General features: G+C 38.7%; 15 protein-coding genes and 1 CRISPR repeat array. Of the genes, 4 read left to right on the forward strand and 11 right to left on the reverse strand.

Going from position 1 to position 14693, the window contains the following annotated elements; genetic code table 11:
- Nucleotides 1–33: 33 nt before the first annotated feature.
- The gene (gene nagA, locus ACLLO5_RS04110; protein ID WP_413174213.1) at nucleotides 34–1197 is read right to left on the reverse strand and encodes an N-acetylglucosamine-6-phosphate deacetylase; all 1164 of its coding nucleotides are present in this window, start codon (nucleotides 1195–1197) and stop codon (nucleotides 34–36) included.
- Between the two features lie 103 nt (nucleotides 1198–1300).
- On the opposite strand from nagA, the gene purE reads away from it, so the two are divergent.
- Both purE and ACLLO5_RS04120 read left to right on the forward strand, forming a co-directional pair.
- A complete protein-coding gene (gene purE, locus ACLLO5_RS04115) occupies nucleotides 1301–1819 on the forward strand; it encodes a 5-(carboxyamino)imidazole ribonucleotide mutase (RefSeq protein ID WP_413174214.1) in 519 nt (172 codons plus the stop codon).
- A 707-nt stretch (nucleotides 1820–2526) separates the two neighbouring features.
- On the forward strand, nucleotides 2527–3996 hold the full coding sequence (locus ACLLO5_RS04120; RefSeq protein WP_413174215.1) for an ammonium transporter: 1470 nt from the start codon (nucleotides 2527–2529) through the stop codon (nucleotides 3994–3996).
- A 97-nt stretch (nucleotides 3997–4093) separates the two neighbouring features.
- On the opposite strand, the gene ACLLO5_RS04125 is transcribed toward ACLLO5_RS04120, so the two are convergent.
- The 4 genes from ACLLO5_RS04125 to ACLLO5_RS04140 all read right to left on the reverse strand — a co-directional run bounded on the left by ACLLO5_RS04125 (nucleotide 4094) and on the right by ACLLO5_RS04140 (nucleotide 7420).
- On the reverse strand, nucleotides 4094–4360 hold the full coding sequence (locus ACLLO5_RS04125; protein WP_413174216.1) for an NIL domain-containing protein: 267 nt from the start codon (nucleotides 4358–4360) through the stop codon (nucleotides 4094–4096).
- 134 nt (nucleotides 4361–4494) lie between these two features.
- Complete coding sequence (cysW, locus tag ACLLO5_RS04130; RefSeq protein ID WP_413174217.1) at nucleotides 4495–5334, reverse strand: sulfate ABC transporter permease subunit CysW; 840 nt, start codon at nucleotides 5332–5334, stop codon at nucleotides 4495–4497.
- Entirely contained in the window at nucleotides 5321–6190 is an 870-nt protein-coding gene (gene cysT, locus ACLLO5_RS04135) for a sulfate ABC transporter permease subunit CysT (RefSeq protein ID WP_413174218.1), read from the reverse strand. The genes cysW and cysT overlap by 14 nt, the downstream gene beginning before the upstream one ends.
- 126 nt (nucleotides 6191–6316) lie before the next feature.
- Nucleotides 6317–7420, reverse strand: coding sequence for a sulfate ABC transporter substrate-binding protein (locus ACLLO5_RS04140; RefSeq protein ID WP_413174219.1), 1104 nt, complete (start codon nucleotides 7418–7420; stop codon nucleotides 6317–6319).
- 316 nt (nucleotides 7421–7736) lie between these two features.
- Between ACLLO5_RS04140 and ACLLO5_RS04145 the strand changes: the two genes are divergently transcribed.
- Complete coding sequence (locus ACLLO5_RS04145; protein WP_413174220.1) at nucleotides 7737–8813, forward strand: sulfate ABC transporter substrate-binding protein; 1077 nt, start codon at nucleotides 7737–7739, stop codon at nucleotides 8811–8813.
- A gap of 118 nt (nucleotides 8814–8931) precedes the next feature.
- Nucleotides 8932–9953: direct repeats of the CRISPR family, unit length 37 nt; unit sequence GTTTCAATCCCTAATAGGGATTAATTGAAATTTCAAC.
- 227 nt (nucleotides 9954–10180) lie between these two features.
- Here the strand turns inward: ACLLO5_RS04145 and cas2 are convergent.
- The 5 genes from cas2 to cas6 form a co-directional block, all read right to left on the reverse strand.
- Nucleotides 10181–10453, reverse strand: coding sequence for a CRISPR-associated endonuclease Cas2 (cas2, locus tag ACLLO5_RS04150; RefSeq protein ID WP_413176010.1), 273 nt, complete (start codon nucleotides 10451–10453; stop codon nucleotides 10181–10183).
- Between the two features lie 115 nt (nucleotides 10454–10568).
- Complete coding sequence (cas1d, locus tag ACLLO5_RS04155) at nucleotides 10569–11570, reverse strand: type I-D CRISPR-associated endonuclease Cas1d (RefSeq protein WP_413174221.1); 1002 nt, start codon at nucleotides 11568–11570, stop codon at nucleotides 10569–10571.
- Nucleotides 11571–11662: 92 nt separating this feature from the next.
- Complete coding sequence (gene cas4 / locus ACLLO5_RS04160; protein WP_413174222.1) at nucleotides 11663–12316, reverse strand: CRISPR-associated protein Cas4; 654 nt, start codon at nucleotides 12314–12316, stop codon at nucleotides 11663–11665.
- A 44-nt stretch (nucleotides 12317–12360) separates the two neighbouring features.
- Nucleotides 12361–12729, reverse strand: coding sequence for a four helix bundle protein (locus ACLLO5_RS04165; protein ID WP_413174223.1), 369 nt, complete (start codon nucleotides 12727–12729; stop codon nucleotides 12361–12363).
- 55 nt (nucleotides 12730–12784) lie between these two features.
- Nucleotides 12785–13603, reverse strand: a complete 819-nt coding sequence (gene cas6, locus ACLLO5_RS04170) for a CRISPR-associated endoribonuclease Cas6 (RefSeq protein ID WP_413174224.1) — start codon at nucleotides 13601–13603, stop codon at nucleotides 12785–12787.
- A gap of 104 nt (nucleotides 13604–13707) precedes the next feature.
- Here cas6 and ACLLO5_RS04175 point away from each other — a divergent pair, with 104 nt between their 5' ends.
- Nucleotides 13708–14127, forward strand: a complete 420-nt coding sequence (locus tag ACLLO5_RS04175; protein WP_413174225.1) for a hypothetical protein — start codon at nucleotides 13708–13710, stop codon at nucleotides 14125–14127.
- A gap of 47 nt (nucleotides 14128–14174) precedes the next feature.
- Here ACLLO5_RS04175 and mntA read toward each other — a convergent pair whose 3' ends face one another.
- Nucleotides 14175–14627, reverse strand: a complete 453-nt coding sequence (mntA, locus tag ACLLO5_RS04180) for a type VII toxin-antitoxin system MntA family adenylyltransferase antitoxin (RefSeq protein ID WP_413174226.1) — start codon at nucleotides 14625–14627, stop codon at nucleotides 14175–14177.
- Nucleotides 14628–14693: the final 66 nt, after the last annotated feature.

Here is a 14693-nt window from a genome sequence, read left to right on the forward strand (position 1 = left end):
GGGCGAACAGCCGTTCGCCCCTCCTGTCTTCTGCTAGATCCGTTTCCAAGACAGTTCTCTTGTATTTTCATCCCAATGCCAACGTAATAAACTGGCAGGTTGATTGGGACTAAGTTTTGGTAAATTTATTGCTTGTCTGGGTGCATCTGTAGCCAGGAAAATGGCTTTTTCTATATCACAAATTCCCCATTTCACTAGGTTTTGTACTCCTGTTAAGAGGGGTAAAGTTGTTCCTGATAAGGTGCCATCAAATAATCTGGCTGTACCGTTAATGATTTCAATGTGCCGATTATCCCAAGGATACACGCCATCTGGTAATCCTAAAGGTGCAAGGGCATCGCTGACAAGAAATAAGCCTTTACTAGCACGCAGGAGTATTTCTAACATGATGGGGACAACGTGCTGGCCATCAGCGATAAAACTACACATCACGTCGGGATGGTTCATGGCTGCACCTAATAATCCTGGTTCACGGTGATGTAATGGTGGCATGGCGTTGAAGGCATGAGTGACCATTGTTGCACCTGCGTCAAAGGCGAGTTGTGCTTGTTCGGCTGTGGCTTGGGAATGGCCTAAACTAACGGTGATGCCCAAGGAACGTAAATAAGCGATAATTTCACCGGTGGGATCTAATTCTGGTGCTAAGGTGATGATTTTGACAACTGAGGCGTAATTACCTAAAACTCGCTTGACTTCATTCATGGTCAAAGGTAGTAGGTATTCTGCTGGATGTGCGCCACGTTTACCGTAGTTTAAAAATGGGCCTTCGAGATGAACTCCGAGAATTTTCGCGCCTGAGTTTTGGGTATAGTTGGAGATGACGGCGATCGCTCGCTGGATATTTTCTACTGAGGTTGTCACTAAGGTGGGTAAGTAACCATCTACACCTGCTTCCCACAAAAATTGGGATATTTCATCTAACATCGGGGTATCTTTTACCGTCAAGTCGGGGAATGCTAAACCTAGTCCCCCGTTAATTTGCAAATCAACCCCACCTAGAGAAATCCAATCACCGGCGACATCTAAAATTTGTAAATCTGCTGGTGAAACTCGTTTGCAGACTATACCCATTGGTAAAATTTGCTCAATGATGCCGTTTTCATTGACCCAAATCATCTGCAAATCTTGATAACCGGGTACTCTTGCATTGATAATATCTACGTTTGACAAGATGGGATTTGGTGTTGCTTTGGTCATTACCTTAGCCAGAAACAGCTTAATCTTCAACGATTGTAAGCTGTAGAGAACCAGTAAACATCGCCAATTAATCTAAAATCTAAAATCCAAAATCTAAAATTCTATGAGCCTGGAAGTTGGTATTATCATGGGTAGCGATTCCGATTTGCCCACAATGAAAGATGCGATCGCCGTTTGTGAAGAATTTGGAATTGAATGCGAAGTAGCGATCGTCTCTGCCCATCGTACCCCAGAACGCATGGTGGAATATGCCCAAACAGCACACCAACGCGGTCTTAAGGTCATTATCGCTGGTGCTGGTGGTGCAGCCCATCTCCCCGGTATGGTAGCATCTTTAACTCCATTACCTGTGATTGGCGTTCCCGTGGCCACTCGGAATTTACAAGGTGTGGATTCTCTGTATTCTATTGTGCAAATGCCTGGGGGAATACCAGTAGCTACTGTAGCGATCGGTAACGCCAAAAATGCCGGACTCTTAGCAGTGCAGATTCTCGCTACTCACCAACCAGAACTACTGCAAAAAGTCCAGGAATACCGCCAAAGCTTATGCGATATGGTAATGGACAAGCAAAGCAAATTAGAAGAATTAGGCTACAAACAATATTTGCAACAGATGTTTTAGTTATCATCAAACTAATAGCAAAATATGTAACTGATTTTACATTTTTGCTATGATACCATTATGGGATCTGTCGATTTTGAATATTAGTAAAAACTCGTAAATAAATAATTATTTTATATAACAGAGTCCACACACATTAATTTTTTGTATAGTTAGAAATTTATCTCTTGGTTGTACATCCTGGCTAATGGCAAACGCTGGTATAGGCAAGGATCAAGTATGATTCGCTTTCGCTATTGGGAAGCATCATTTACATCACAAGAAAAAAATGTATTTTTAGATACAGAAAATTTAAGTTTTTTAAACACACAATCAGTCAAATTTATTTACTAGTGAATTTCACCAACTGCAAACAGGAGTTAATCTAACTGATTCCTGTATATTCTCGTTCTGAATCATTCATTATTCAATTAACTGGGTTGTGCCAGATTGTAAATTGCACATTGACTAAGGATCATTCTTCATGAGAGGAAATTGTTAATAACAACAAACTCTTTATCCTTTTTAGCATAAGTAATACTGACTCTTATGCTATTAAAACTAAATGTGTTTTAGCGGAAATATATAACCTCTAAAAACTCAAACATCAAAAAAATGATTTTTCACATTTATTAACGAAAATCTTGTGTAATTACCCCAATTCATTTAACTTATTTGGGTAAGCCAAAGAAAATCAATTGAAGCTTTTCTAGCAAGAAAAAAAAGCAATGAATCAACGTATTCGACCCTTATACCGCCTACTGGCACTAGCTATAGGCTCAATGGTGTTTGCGATTTTTGCTCCTAGCATTGTACAAGCAGCAGACCCGCCAACACTGGAATCTTTAGACAGCACAACAAAGCAATTACAAATTTCTATTGATACCACCTGGGTACTACTAACAGGGTTTTTAGTATTCTTCATGCAAACCGGTTTCTCTATGTTAGAAGCAGGTTTATTGCGACAAAGAGGAGTAGTAAACGCCCTATTAGAAAACTTTGTTGATGCTGCCGTCACCATCATGGTTTGGTGGGGGGTCGGTTTTGGTATTGCTTTCGGTACAAGTGCGGGTGGTTTCATTGGCACAGATACCTTTTTCCTGAGTCAGTTACCCACTGATGGAGTTTTTCCTAATGGTGGTGTACCAGGTATAGTTTCAAACCTCAATGCTTACACCTTGTTCTTCTTCCAATTCGCCTTTGCTGCCACAGCTAGTACCATTACTACAGGTGCCATGGCGGGAAGGACTGACTTTATTGCTGACTTAATTTACAGTGCTGTCATGGGTGCATTCAGCTATCCGCTGATTGTCCACTGGGTTTGGAATGCTAACGGCTGGTTAGCCAAAATGAGTTTCCATGACTTTGCTGGCAGTGCTGTAGTTCATACTGTTGGTGGTTGGACAGCGATAGTCGGTGCTTATTTACTTGGTCCCCGTCCTGGACGTACTCCTTGGGGAACACTACCACCGGCACATAACTTAGGTTTAGCAACCTTGGGAACCATGATTTTATGGTTTGGCTGGTACGGGTTTAACCCTGGTTCAACTTTGGGTACTGCTAATCCTGGCTTAATTGGTTTAGTCACACTCAATACAACCCTGGGTGCTGGTGCTGGCGCTCTTTCTGGAATGGTTTATCAATATTTCCGTTCTGGTAAATGGGATTTAGTTTATTGTCTCAATGGTTCTTTAGCTGGACTGGTAGGAATCACAGCGGGTTGCGCCTTTGTGGCACCTTGGGCTGCGGTTTTAATTGGTTTAACTGGGGGAATTTTAGTAGTTCTGGGTATTGATTTAATTGAAGCAATGCATATTGATGACCCAGTAAGTGCCTTTGCGGTTCACGGTATCAACGGTATGATGGGTACTTTAGCCGTTGGCTTATTTGGTCAAGCAGAACTAACCCTGAACAAAAAAGCTGGACTATTTTTAGGTGGTGGCTTTGATTTGCTGGGTGTGCAAATTTTGGGTTTAGTTGCTATCACCGCGTTTACTGTGGCGTTTGGCTTTTTAATGTTTGGTGGACTCAAGGCTATTGGTAGATTGCGTGTTGATTCTGAAGCAGATAAAATGGGTATTGACGCTTACGAACATGGCGCGAGTGTTTGGCCTGATGTCTATGCAGTTGAAGAGTTTGTAGAAGAACAACAACATCGCTCTAAAAATACCAAAATTGGCGCTTTTGAAGGTGAATAATCAGGTTTGTTTGAGGTTATAAAAACCTAAAATTGATTAATTTAATTAGTAGGGGTTTAGCAATTGCTAGACCCTTATTTGTGTGGAATTTTCTAACTCACCAATTACCTATTCTATTTTCATCCCAGATTTCTAATTTCAATTGCTCAAAATACGCTAATCCATTTTGAATTTGTGCTTCTGTGCCTTGCAATTCTAGGTCAAACCAACCGTCACTGATGGTATCTTGTCCCAAAAATGCGGCTTTGATATTCACAGTCAAGCCATATTCTGAGACAAGACGAGAAATTACAGGTTCTTGATGATAATTTTTAGTAATTCTGACTCGAATTCGTTGATGGGTAAGGCTATTGTCATTACTCATAAGAAGCAAGGAGTTCAGGATTTGAGGAGTATGGCTTGTGCTATGCTGTGCTATCAGAAGAAGGAAGAAGGAAGAAGAATAAAAATCTTTCTTTTCTCTTTACTCCTTATCCCTTAACCGAAAAATAATAGCAATTATTCAACGTCTTTAATTTGGGTTTTACGCTCGATAATTTCCTTTAATACTAAGGTGACAACAGCTAAGAATGCTAACAATACTGCCGCAGAAAAGGCAGCTTCTGTTTCATATTGTTTATAGGCATCTTCTACAAACAAGGGTAAACTTTGGGTGCGACTAGCAATGTTACCAGAGACTACAGAAACTGCTCCAAATTCACCCATGGCTCTGGCATTTGTTAAGATTAAACCGTAGAGTAAACCCCAACGGATACTGGGTAAAGTCACACGCCAAAAGATTTGCCAATCATTTGCACCAAGGGTTCTTGCTGCTTCTTCTTGGTCTTTGCCAAATTCTTCTAGGATGGGGATGACTTCTCTAGCCACAAAGGGCATACTGACAAAGGCTGTGGCTAATACCATGCCGGGAAATGCAAAGATAATTTGAATATCATGGGATTGTAACCAAGGCCCAAACCATCCCTGTCTACCATAGAGGAGAACGATCATTAAACCGGCGACGACTGGGGAGATAGAGAAGGGTAGGTCAATGATACTGAGGACTATAGCACGACCAGGGAATTTGTGACGTGCGATCGCCCAAGCTGCACATAAACCAAAGACGGTATTTAAAGGAATGGCAATTACCGCTAATAATAGCGTTAACCACGCTGCATGAAGAAAGTCTGTTCTGGTTAAGTTCTCGATAAATGGACCCACTCCTTTTTTAAAGGCTTGGTAAAACACATTAATGGCGGGAATATATTGCACCAGAAATAAATAACTAACGGCGATACCAATTAAAAGACCAGGAACAAAACTTTGATTTTTGGAACTCTTTGGTTTATCTGTTGTCATATCTTCTCGCCCAAGCTTGTAATAAGTTAATTGCTATTAACAAAACCAGAGAAATACTTAGTAATACTACTCCTATGACTGTTGCACCTGAATAATCATATTGTTCCAATCTTTGGAAAATCAATACTGGTGCAATTAAATCTTTAAATGGGGTATTGGAAGCAATAATTACTGTTGAACCATACTCTCCCACTGCACGGGAAAAGCCCAAAGCTACACCTGTTAAAATGGTTGGAAATAAAGGTGGTAAAATCACTTTGGTAAAAGTTTGCCATTGAGAAGCGCCCAAACTCCAAGCTGCTTCTTCAATTTCTATTTCCATTTCTTGCAGTACAGGTTGTACTGTTCTCACCACAAAAGGTAAGGAAATAAATATCATTGCTACCCCAACTCCTAAGCGGGTAAACGATACTCTAATTCCCAAAGGTGCTAATAAAGAACCTATCCAACCATTATCGCTGTAAACTGTTGCTAATGTTAAACCTGCAACTGATGTTGGTAAAGCAAAAGGTAAATCAACTGTGGCATCAATAATCCGTTTAAAGGGGAAATCGTAACGGACTAAAACCCAGGCTATTAAAGTGCCAAATATACCATTAACAGCCGCTGCAAATAGTGAAGTGAGAAAGGTAACGTTATAGGTTGCTAATGCTAACTCATTGGTAGCAATTTCCCAAAACTTTGCTGGTGGTTCTGTACTTGCTTTCAGAAACATTGCCACTATTGGCATAAATAACATGAAAGTCAAGTAAATAATTGTAATTCGCCAAGTCCAGGGCAGATGAATTACATTATCTATGAATACCTTCCAAACAGAAGGTTTATTTTTAGTGTCTACAGCAGAAGATACAGCCATAAGTCGTCAAAATTAGTAATAGGGAATAGGGGATAGGAGATAGGGGACAGAGAAGAAATAAATTCAGTATTCCAAAATCTAAAACGTCTGAATTCTGTACGTCTGTCACCAATCACCTCTTGCTAATTACTTCTTATTTTTGAGTTGGATTTGGTCAAAAATGCCTCCATCAGAGAAAAACTTCTTGTCAACTTCTGACCAACCACCAAAATCTTGAATTGTACTCAAAGTTTTGACTTTCGGAAATTTGTCTGTTACTTCCTTAGATTGCGCTACAGTCTCATCTACTGGTCTGAAGCCTAATTTCACAAATTCCTGTTGGGCTTCTGGAGTGAACAAGTATTTAACGAAGGCTTCTGCTACTTCCCGATTACCATGTTTATCAACATTTTTATCTACTACTGCGACTGGATTATCAATGGATATATTTACGTCAGGAATAACATAATCAACTTTTTCACCTTTTTGTTGTGCTAACAGAACTTCATTTTCATAGTTGATTAATGCATCTCCTTGTCCTTGTTTAGCAAAAGCATCTGTTGCTTCTCGCGCATCTTTAGTCAGAATTGGTACATTTTTGTAAACATTGGCGACAAATTCAGTTGCTTTAGCGTCATCTCCACCAGATTTAATGACAGAATTCCACAGTGCTAGAAAATTCCATTTAGCAACACCTGATGTTTTGGGGTCAGCAGTAATTAATTTAATATCTTTTGTGACCAAATCTGACCAAGTTTTAATGCCTTTAGGATTACCTGTACGAGTGATGATAGCTGCTACAGACTTAGAGACAATTCCATTATTAGGAACGTCTTTTTCCCATCCTGGTTCAATCAGTCCTGCTTTTTGAATTTTTTCGGTGTCTCCAGATAGTGCTAAGTGAACAATATCTGCTTCTAAACCATCAATAACAGCACGGGTTTGTGAACCAGAACCACCATAGCTTTGTTTAAAGGTAACGTTTTGCCCTTGCTCTTGTTTCCATTTTTCCACAAATTTGGGGATGATGGCTTCATGGGCTGTTTTGGTGACAGCAAAGGAGACTAGGGTGATTTCTACATCCTGTTTTTTGGTGGCTGTGGAATTGCCATTATTGGTATTATTGGTAGTATTCTGGTTTCCACCTCCACAAGCTGCTAAGGCCAAACTCAAGAATGTGCTGGCTAAGAACAGGGAGAGAAAGCTTCTAAGCGAGTTTATTCGTAGTCGTGGACGTTGCCACAAAGTCATTATCCGTTCTCCTTTTAATCTCTATTGAGGGTAAACTTCATATTCACGATAGGGAATATGGGGATTGTAACAGGTTCAGGGGACAACCGTATTTTATGACATCAAAATTTTCCTGAAACAACGGTATATACATAATAAAAATTTATAGTAACCTGGTTTAAACTCATAAAAAATAATACACGCATTTACCGATAGAGAATTTGTGTTTTGGTCTTGCTTTTCCCGATGGTATCTGATAATCTCTGTTTCTGTGAGCAAATTACATATTTCCTACCAAGTTACTGTAGATTATTTGAATACCAGCCAAAAACCTCCCATGACATACAATTCTGAAAAATTAGCAAGATTCTTCCCTACTGCTGCTTCATCCGTATTATTAGCAATCGGCTTAAGTGCAAATACTTTATTACCTGTATCTGCGGGAACTGCTGCCCAAAAGACGCAATTAATTAGTCAAAAGGGTAAGAAAGTAGAAATTACTTTGGTTTCTTACGCAGTGACTAAGGCTGCTTACAGCAAAATCATTCCCCAGTTTGTTGCTAAATGGAAACGGGAAAAAGGACAGGATGTGGAGATTAGGGAGAGTTATGGAGGTTCTGGTTCTCAAACCCGTGCTGTTATTGATGGCTTACAAGCTGATGTGGTGGCTTTAGCGTTGGCTTTAGATACGAAAAAGATTGAAAAAGCTGGTTTAATTAACCCAGGTTGGGAAAAAGACGCACCGAATAATTCTATTGTTACTCGTTCTGTGGTGGCTTTGGAAACTCGTCCTGGTAATCCTAAGAAGATTAAGACTTGGAGTGATTTGGCTAAACCAGGTGTAAAAATTGTTACTGCTAATCCCAAAACGTCTGGTGGTGCAAGGTGGAATTTTTTAGCTTTGTGGGGTGCGGTTACTAAAAATGGTGGTACTGAAACTCAAGCCCTGAATTTTGTCACCCAGGTGTTTAAAAATGTGGTGGTTTTGCCGAAGGATGCAAGAGAATCTAGTGATGTATTTTACAAGAAGAATCAAGGTGATGTACTGCTAAATTATGAAAATGAAGTGATTTTAGCTGCACAACAGGGTAAAACCGATGTGTCCTATGAGGTGCCAGCAACTAATATTTCTATAGAAGGGCCTGTGACGGTGGTTGATAAGATTGTGGATAAACGCGGTACTCGTGAGGTATCGGAGGCTTTTGTGAAGTTTTTGTTTACACCTGAAGCCCAGCGCGAGTTTGCTAAGGTTGGTTTTCGACCGGTTAATTCGACTGTAGCGAAGGAGGTACAAAGTAGGTTTCCCAAGATTTCCCGACTTTATACTGTGGGTAGTTTAGGTGGTTGGGATGGTGTACAGAAGAAGTTTTTTGATGATGGTGCTATTTTTGACAGAATTCAAGGGAGACGATAAAGGAAATGATAGGGGAATAGCGATCGCACATCAAGAATTATCAATGATATAGTACAATAGTTCTATCTGTTTAGGCTATCCCCCGTTTTTTGCGGGGGACTTTGTTTGTTCAGAAGGGGTTTCAATCCCTAATAGGGATTAATTGAAATTTCAACTCTTCAGGTATGCCCCAATCAAGAAAGCATTGATAAAGCAGTTTCAATCCCTAATAGGGATTAATTGAAATTTCAACTATCTGTAGGAATACTACTGGGACTACTGCCAGTGAAAAGTTTCAATCCCTAATAGGGATTAATTGAAATTTCAACCAACAGGAGTCTAGTAAATGTCTTTTGGATATACTGTAGCGTTTCAATCCCTAATAGGGATTAATTGAAATTTCAACTTTCCGCTTCTCCGGCGTTAGGTACTCAGGCAACAGATGTTTCAATCCCTAATAGGGATTAATTGAAATTTCAACGATGCTTTGTTTCTAGTTTCCGCAGCAACCCTAATATCCTGGTTTCAATCCCTAATAGGGATTAATTGAAATTTCAACCTGACTAGGGGTGGTCAGGAAGAACACACCATAAATAAAGTGTTTCAATCCCTAATAGGGATTAATTGAAATTTCAACTAGACTTTCGGTTACTGCTTCTTGTCTGGTAATGCTGTTTCAATCCCTAATAGGGATTAATTGAAATTTCAACGTAAGCTTTTTAACTGCTACGTTCGTGGCTATTTTTACGTTTCAATCCCTAATAGGGATTAATTGAAATTTCAACCAGTAACCCCCAACTTAGAATCGCAACAAGAGATACCTAAGTTTCAATCCCTAATAGGGATTAATTGAAATTTCAACTTAACTGAAACTGAATATGAGTCGGTTAAGGCTGTGTTTCAATCCCTAATAGGGATTAATTGAAATTTCAACAGCCAGTAATCCGATCCTCATCCCCAACTGAGACCGAAGTGTTTCAATCCCTAATAGGGATTAATTGAAATTTCAACTTTTGATAATGCCATAGGTGCGGAGGGTCATCTAGTTGTTTCAATCCCTAATAGGGATTAATTGAAATTTCAACTTGCTTGAGTGACAGCTTACCATCCTTGTAATGCTTTATGTTTCAATCCCTAATAGGGATTAATTGAAATTTCAACTGCGGCAGCCTGAAAGCCTATATATATTTAGTTTTCAAGGTTCGATTGCGCGGATGCTCTGATGATAGTCCATTTCAGGAATTGTGTCAAGAGCGAAAATAGCTGAAACCCTTGCTGTGTAAGGTGCGCGGATGGGTGAACAATTTAAAAGCCATGAAAGGCTTGTATAGATGTGATTTCAGACATTTTTTGCTCACCGGAATTTTTTACACCCACCCATCCACGCATTAAGCGAAGAAAATAGTATCATCGAGGGGTTGTTCACCACCAATTCGTTCCACTTTGCCAAAACAGCAAGCGCAAAGGAAGTAAAAACGGATACTATCTGTATCTGCCTTAATGAGTTTATTGAGGCGCGATCGCAATTTAGCATATTGAGTATCAGTTAACTGACATTCAAAAATACTATACTGCACCCATTGACCATAAGATTTGAGGATATTATGGATTTTAGTTCGGCGCTTGTCCTCAGAAATATCGTAAGAAACCACAACATTCATCAACTTATTCCCTTTTCCCTCTTCTCTTCTTCTCTTCTTTAATTCACTGTCACCTGTCACCTGTCCCCTGTCACCTTCTTCTGTCCCCTGTCACCTTCTTCTGTCACCTTCTCCACTACTTTAAAAACAAAGGTGGATACTTATCAGTTGTTCCCATTAAGTATTTAGCTAGTAATCTTGCTTGCCATTCAAAAGCTTCTTGATAAGTACATTTACGCCCCATTACCGGATGTTTAAATTCTGATAGTTTTTTCTTTTGGTACAACGTTAAAAAGGTTTTGCGTCCTTCAGGAGTCAGGGAAACAGCACCGCTTAAAGGTTCAGTGACAAAATCGGCTGGTGTTAATAGTTGCTTATTCAAGATAGATAAAACCACCGAATCTACCACCAAAGGACGGAATTCCTCCATTAAATCCAGAGGTAAAGAAGGTCTATTATAGCGATCGCAATGCAAGTATCCTAAATATGGGTCAAAACCGACAATATTCACAGCACCTTGCACATCATGACGCAACAAAGAATAACCAAAACTCAATAAAGAGTTTACCGGATCAGTTGCTGGACGACGCACACGCTTAGTAAAAGTAAATTCCGGGTTACGAATCAGTTGATTAAAACACCCAAAATAGGCTGCACTACCAGCGCCTTCCAAGCCCCGCAAGGAGTTGATGTTATCAGTTGAGTCAATTGGTGCGATCGCTTGCTCAATGCGAGTAATATATAGAGATAAATCAACATTAGATTCTCGTTGAGAACGCATCAAAATTTGACGGTAATTTTTCAACTTACCCCTGACAAAACATTGTACAACATGAATAGCTTGAGGTGTATTTCCCGCTGCTTGCCATTGTGCCTTACGAACGAAAATATTACCAGTCATTTCCGGTTCTAAACGTCCCAAATAATGACCTTTTTCATCAATAAAAGAAAGAGGAATATGACGAGTCATCAACTCAGAAACAACAGCCGGTGAAACAGTTGCCCGTCCCAAAACCACCACATCCTTAAGATGAATAAACGGGATATCCTGAAGAGTTTTCTTTTCAAACTTGACATGAATTCGTTCATCAACCTTACCAATAAACGAATCATTTTGTAAAACGTAAAGCGTACCCATAATTAAATCCTCAAAATAGGTGAAAGTTTTTAGGTGACAGGGAACAGGAGACAGGTGACAGTAAATAATTAATTACCAATTACCACTGTTAATTAACTTGCTTCTTGATAACGACTAACTTTATCAACAGCTTGAGGCAAACATCGAGAATAAAGACTACAACCATCACAGCGTTTTGTTTTTACAGCTTTGGGCATTGCACCTGTAAACAACAACATTTGTACAGCCTCAATCACAGAGATTGTACTAGCACGTAATTCCGGCGTAATTTCTACTAATTTACGTTGATGAGTTTGAGCATAATAGATATAGCCAGAATTGATATTTTTACCCGTCATTTCCTCCAAACACAAAGCTTGAGCGCAAACTTGTAATTCATCATTATCCCATTCTCCCTTACGTCCGCGTTTATATTCAATAGGGTAAAACTCGCCATTTTCAAACTCAATTAAATCAGACTTACCGATCAGTTGATATTGATCAGACTTCAGATAAATAGCGCGTATTTGCCAAGTATCATCACGGTTTACTTCTCCCATAGTGTGGACTCGTTCATGTAAACTTGTGCCTTCAATAGTGTATTGATTATCAATAAATTCTCCAGCACAATAAATCAACCAACAACGATGAGGACAATAGGAATATTGATTTAACGAGGCGATATTAACGTAATCATCATCAGAGGTGACAGTTGACAGGTGACAGGTGACAGTGGGAAGAGAGTTAGTTAGTTTTTGTTCACTCATAGTTAATCAGAAGAGATTACAAGTAATAGTATCAAGAGCATTATTCAGGGAGTATTTAAAATTCGATAACGAAGAGAGGTGAGCATTTTGCTAATTTCTATTATCAAACATAAAGTAGGATTTGCTTGTTCTTGAGTGAGATAATTTAACCTGACTGCCAACATTAAAAAAGTTTCTGTTTCCATCAATGAACCTTTCGCTATAGACAAAAAATGTGCAAAGTCGTTTTTAGTTGTTCCTCGTGCATGACCTTCTGCAATATTGGCTGGAACAGATGCAGCAGCGCGAGTAATTTGTGACGTAAGACGATAAATTTCTGTATTTGGAAATGCAGACGTTAATTGATAGATATTCACTACCATATCCATTGATTTCTGCCAAACAATTAAATCTCGGTGTGATTCAATTTTCATAAATAACTCCTCTTCACTTCTTACTTCTTTACTGTCACCTGTCACCTGTTTCCTGTCACCTTCTTCTCACCATGCCCATTCCCATAGTTGTTTTTCTACCAATACCGGCATATAAAACAAAATTAGCCAAAGCGTTAATTTGTTTAATTCCTATTGTTTCCACATTGCCAAGAATGCGATAGCTTATATCACCTAAACAGCCAATAAACTTATTTTCATAGTTGCCAATAACTTCAGTTCTGATATTAAAAGCACTAGGATAAATAGATTCAAGGGGAATATTAGTTAATTCAATTCCGCTATATTTATTCCACCGATTCAGCAGACTATTAAACACAGATTCCCTGGTTGGTAAAGCATTATCAAAAGCACCTTGACGAAAAGCTACAGGTGTAGAAAAAATGAAATTAAGATTGCGGTCTGTTTCACTTGCTAGTTCATAAAGTTGGTTATAACTACAAACATTCGCCCAAGGCTGAGTAGATTGAGGAGTACCTTGAATGCTGGTAATATATAAATTAGCTGAACCCAAATGCCAAGGCTGTTCCGGGTTAAGATTCAACCACAAAGGTGTGAGTTGACTAAATAAATTGTCATCTAACAAAGAAACACGCCACCAACAAGAAGTACCAGCAGAAATAGGATTTTGATGGGCATATTGCAAGATGTGAGATTGAGTTTTATGTCTACTTTGTACCTGCAAAGGTGAGAGAGTAAAAGCTTTATCAGCGTTTGATTCGTGTAGGTAGTCGCCTAATTTTCTATCAACAGAACTGACCAAATTCAGGAATAAGGCGTGGTAATGTCTGCCGGTGAGGAAATTGGGGTAAATGGGAGATTGGGGGGTAATGTTGAGGATGAGACTGTGAGGCATATTTTTTGATGAGTGACACAATTTGTAAATAGGTAATGCAAGTTAAGAGAGATTGAGAGTATAAATTGTATAAATTAATAAAGATTGCATAAAGCGTAAAACAGATGAAAGTTGATAATTATCGTGAAGCAACTGCACTAACTGAAAAATTAAAAGCCAGCTTACCAATTAAAGTCAAAGCAGCAAAAGAATTCTTGAAGATGTTGAAAAAAAGAGGAGAAATAGCAAATCCAGAGAAAGAATTTGAAGTTAGTTGGGTAGCGTATTCTGGAGATGAAGGTGGGATTATGTGCAAACTAGTCAGCAAAAACAATAATCCCGAAGATCAAGATAAAGAAGAATATGTAGTTTCTATTACCCATCTCAAAATAGATCCAGATCATCCCCATGCAGAAGAAATAGCTACTTATCAACGCGAACGAAATCGTAAGTTAATGTTACAAAATCGTGGTAGTTTGATAACTGAATTAATGCCTTCACACCCTCCTCAAAAAAGAAAGAGCAGTAAAGGTTTTGGTAAGTAATTAACTCCGAAAATGGTATTGCATTAGCTTGGGGTTTATAATACTACTTATACACCCCACCTCTGTAAAAAACTTTCAATGTGTTGGTATTGATTTTCGCAAAATTGCTTTAATTCAGATTCAGATTTTAATGAATTTAAGCGAAAAGCCTCAAATTCTCCAGGAGTTTTTTCAAATAACATAATTCCATCACGTGCTACAAAATGAGATTTTAGTTCAGAACATTTATGTAAGTCAACAACATCAATATGATCCGAATTGAGTTTGAATAATTCGCCAAATAGCCAGTATAATTCAAAAAAAGCTAATGGATGAGATGTTTGATAGATATCATATTTTTCTTTATCGTAAAGAATAGCAAAATCCCAATCACTATTTGCCCGAATATTACCAGTAGCCCTAGAGCCAAATAGGACTAACATTGTTATATAAGGTATAACTAGGGAAACTTGTAAACTAAGTTCTTTAAGTTCTAAAATTGTGGGGGTTTTGTTTTGCATTGTCTGATTCTCTTACTTTCTGAGTATTGCTTATTTCTTAACTATCAGACATAATTAATTGGTTGT

It is taken from the genome of Anabaena azotica SJ-1 (assembly GCF_047275885.1).
Taxonomy (GTDB): Bacteria; Cyanobacteriota; Cyanobacteriia; order Cyanobacteriales; family Nostocaceae; genus Trichormus_B; species Trichormus_B azotica_A.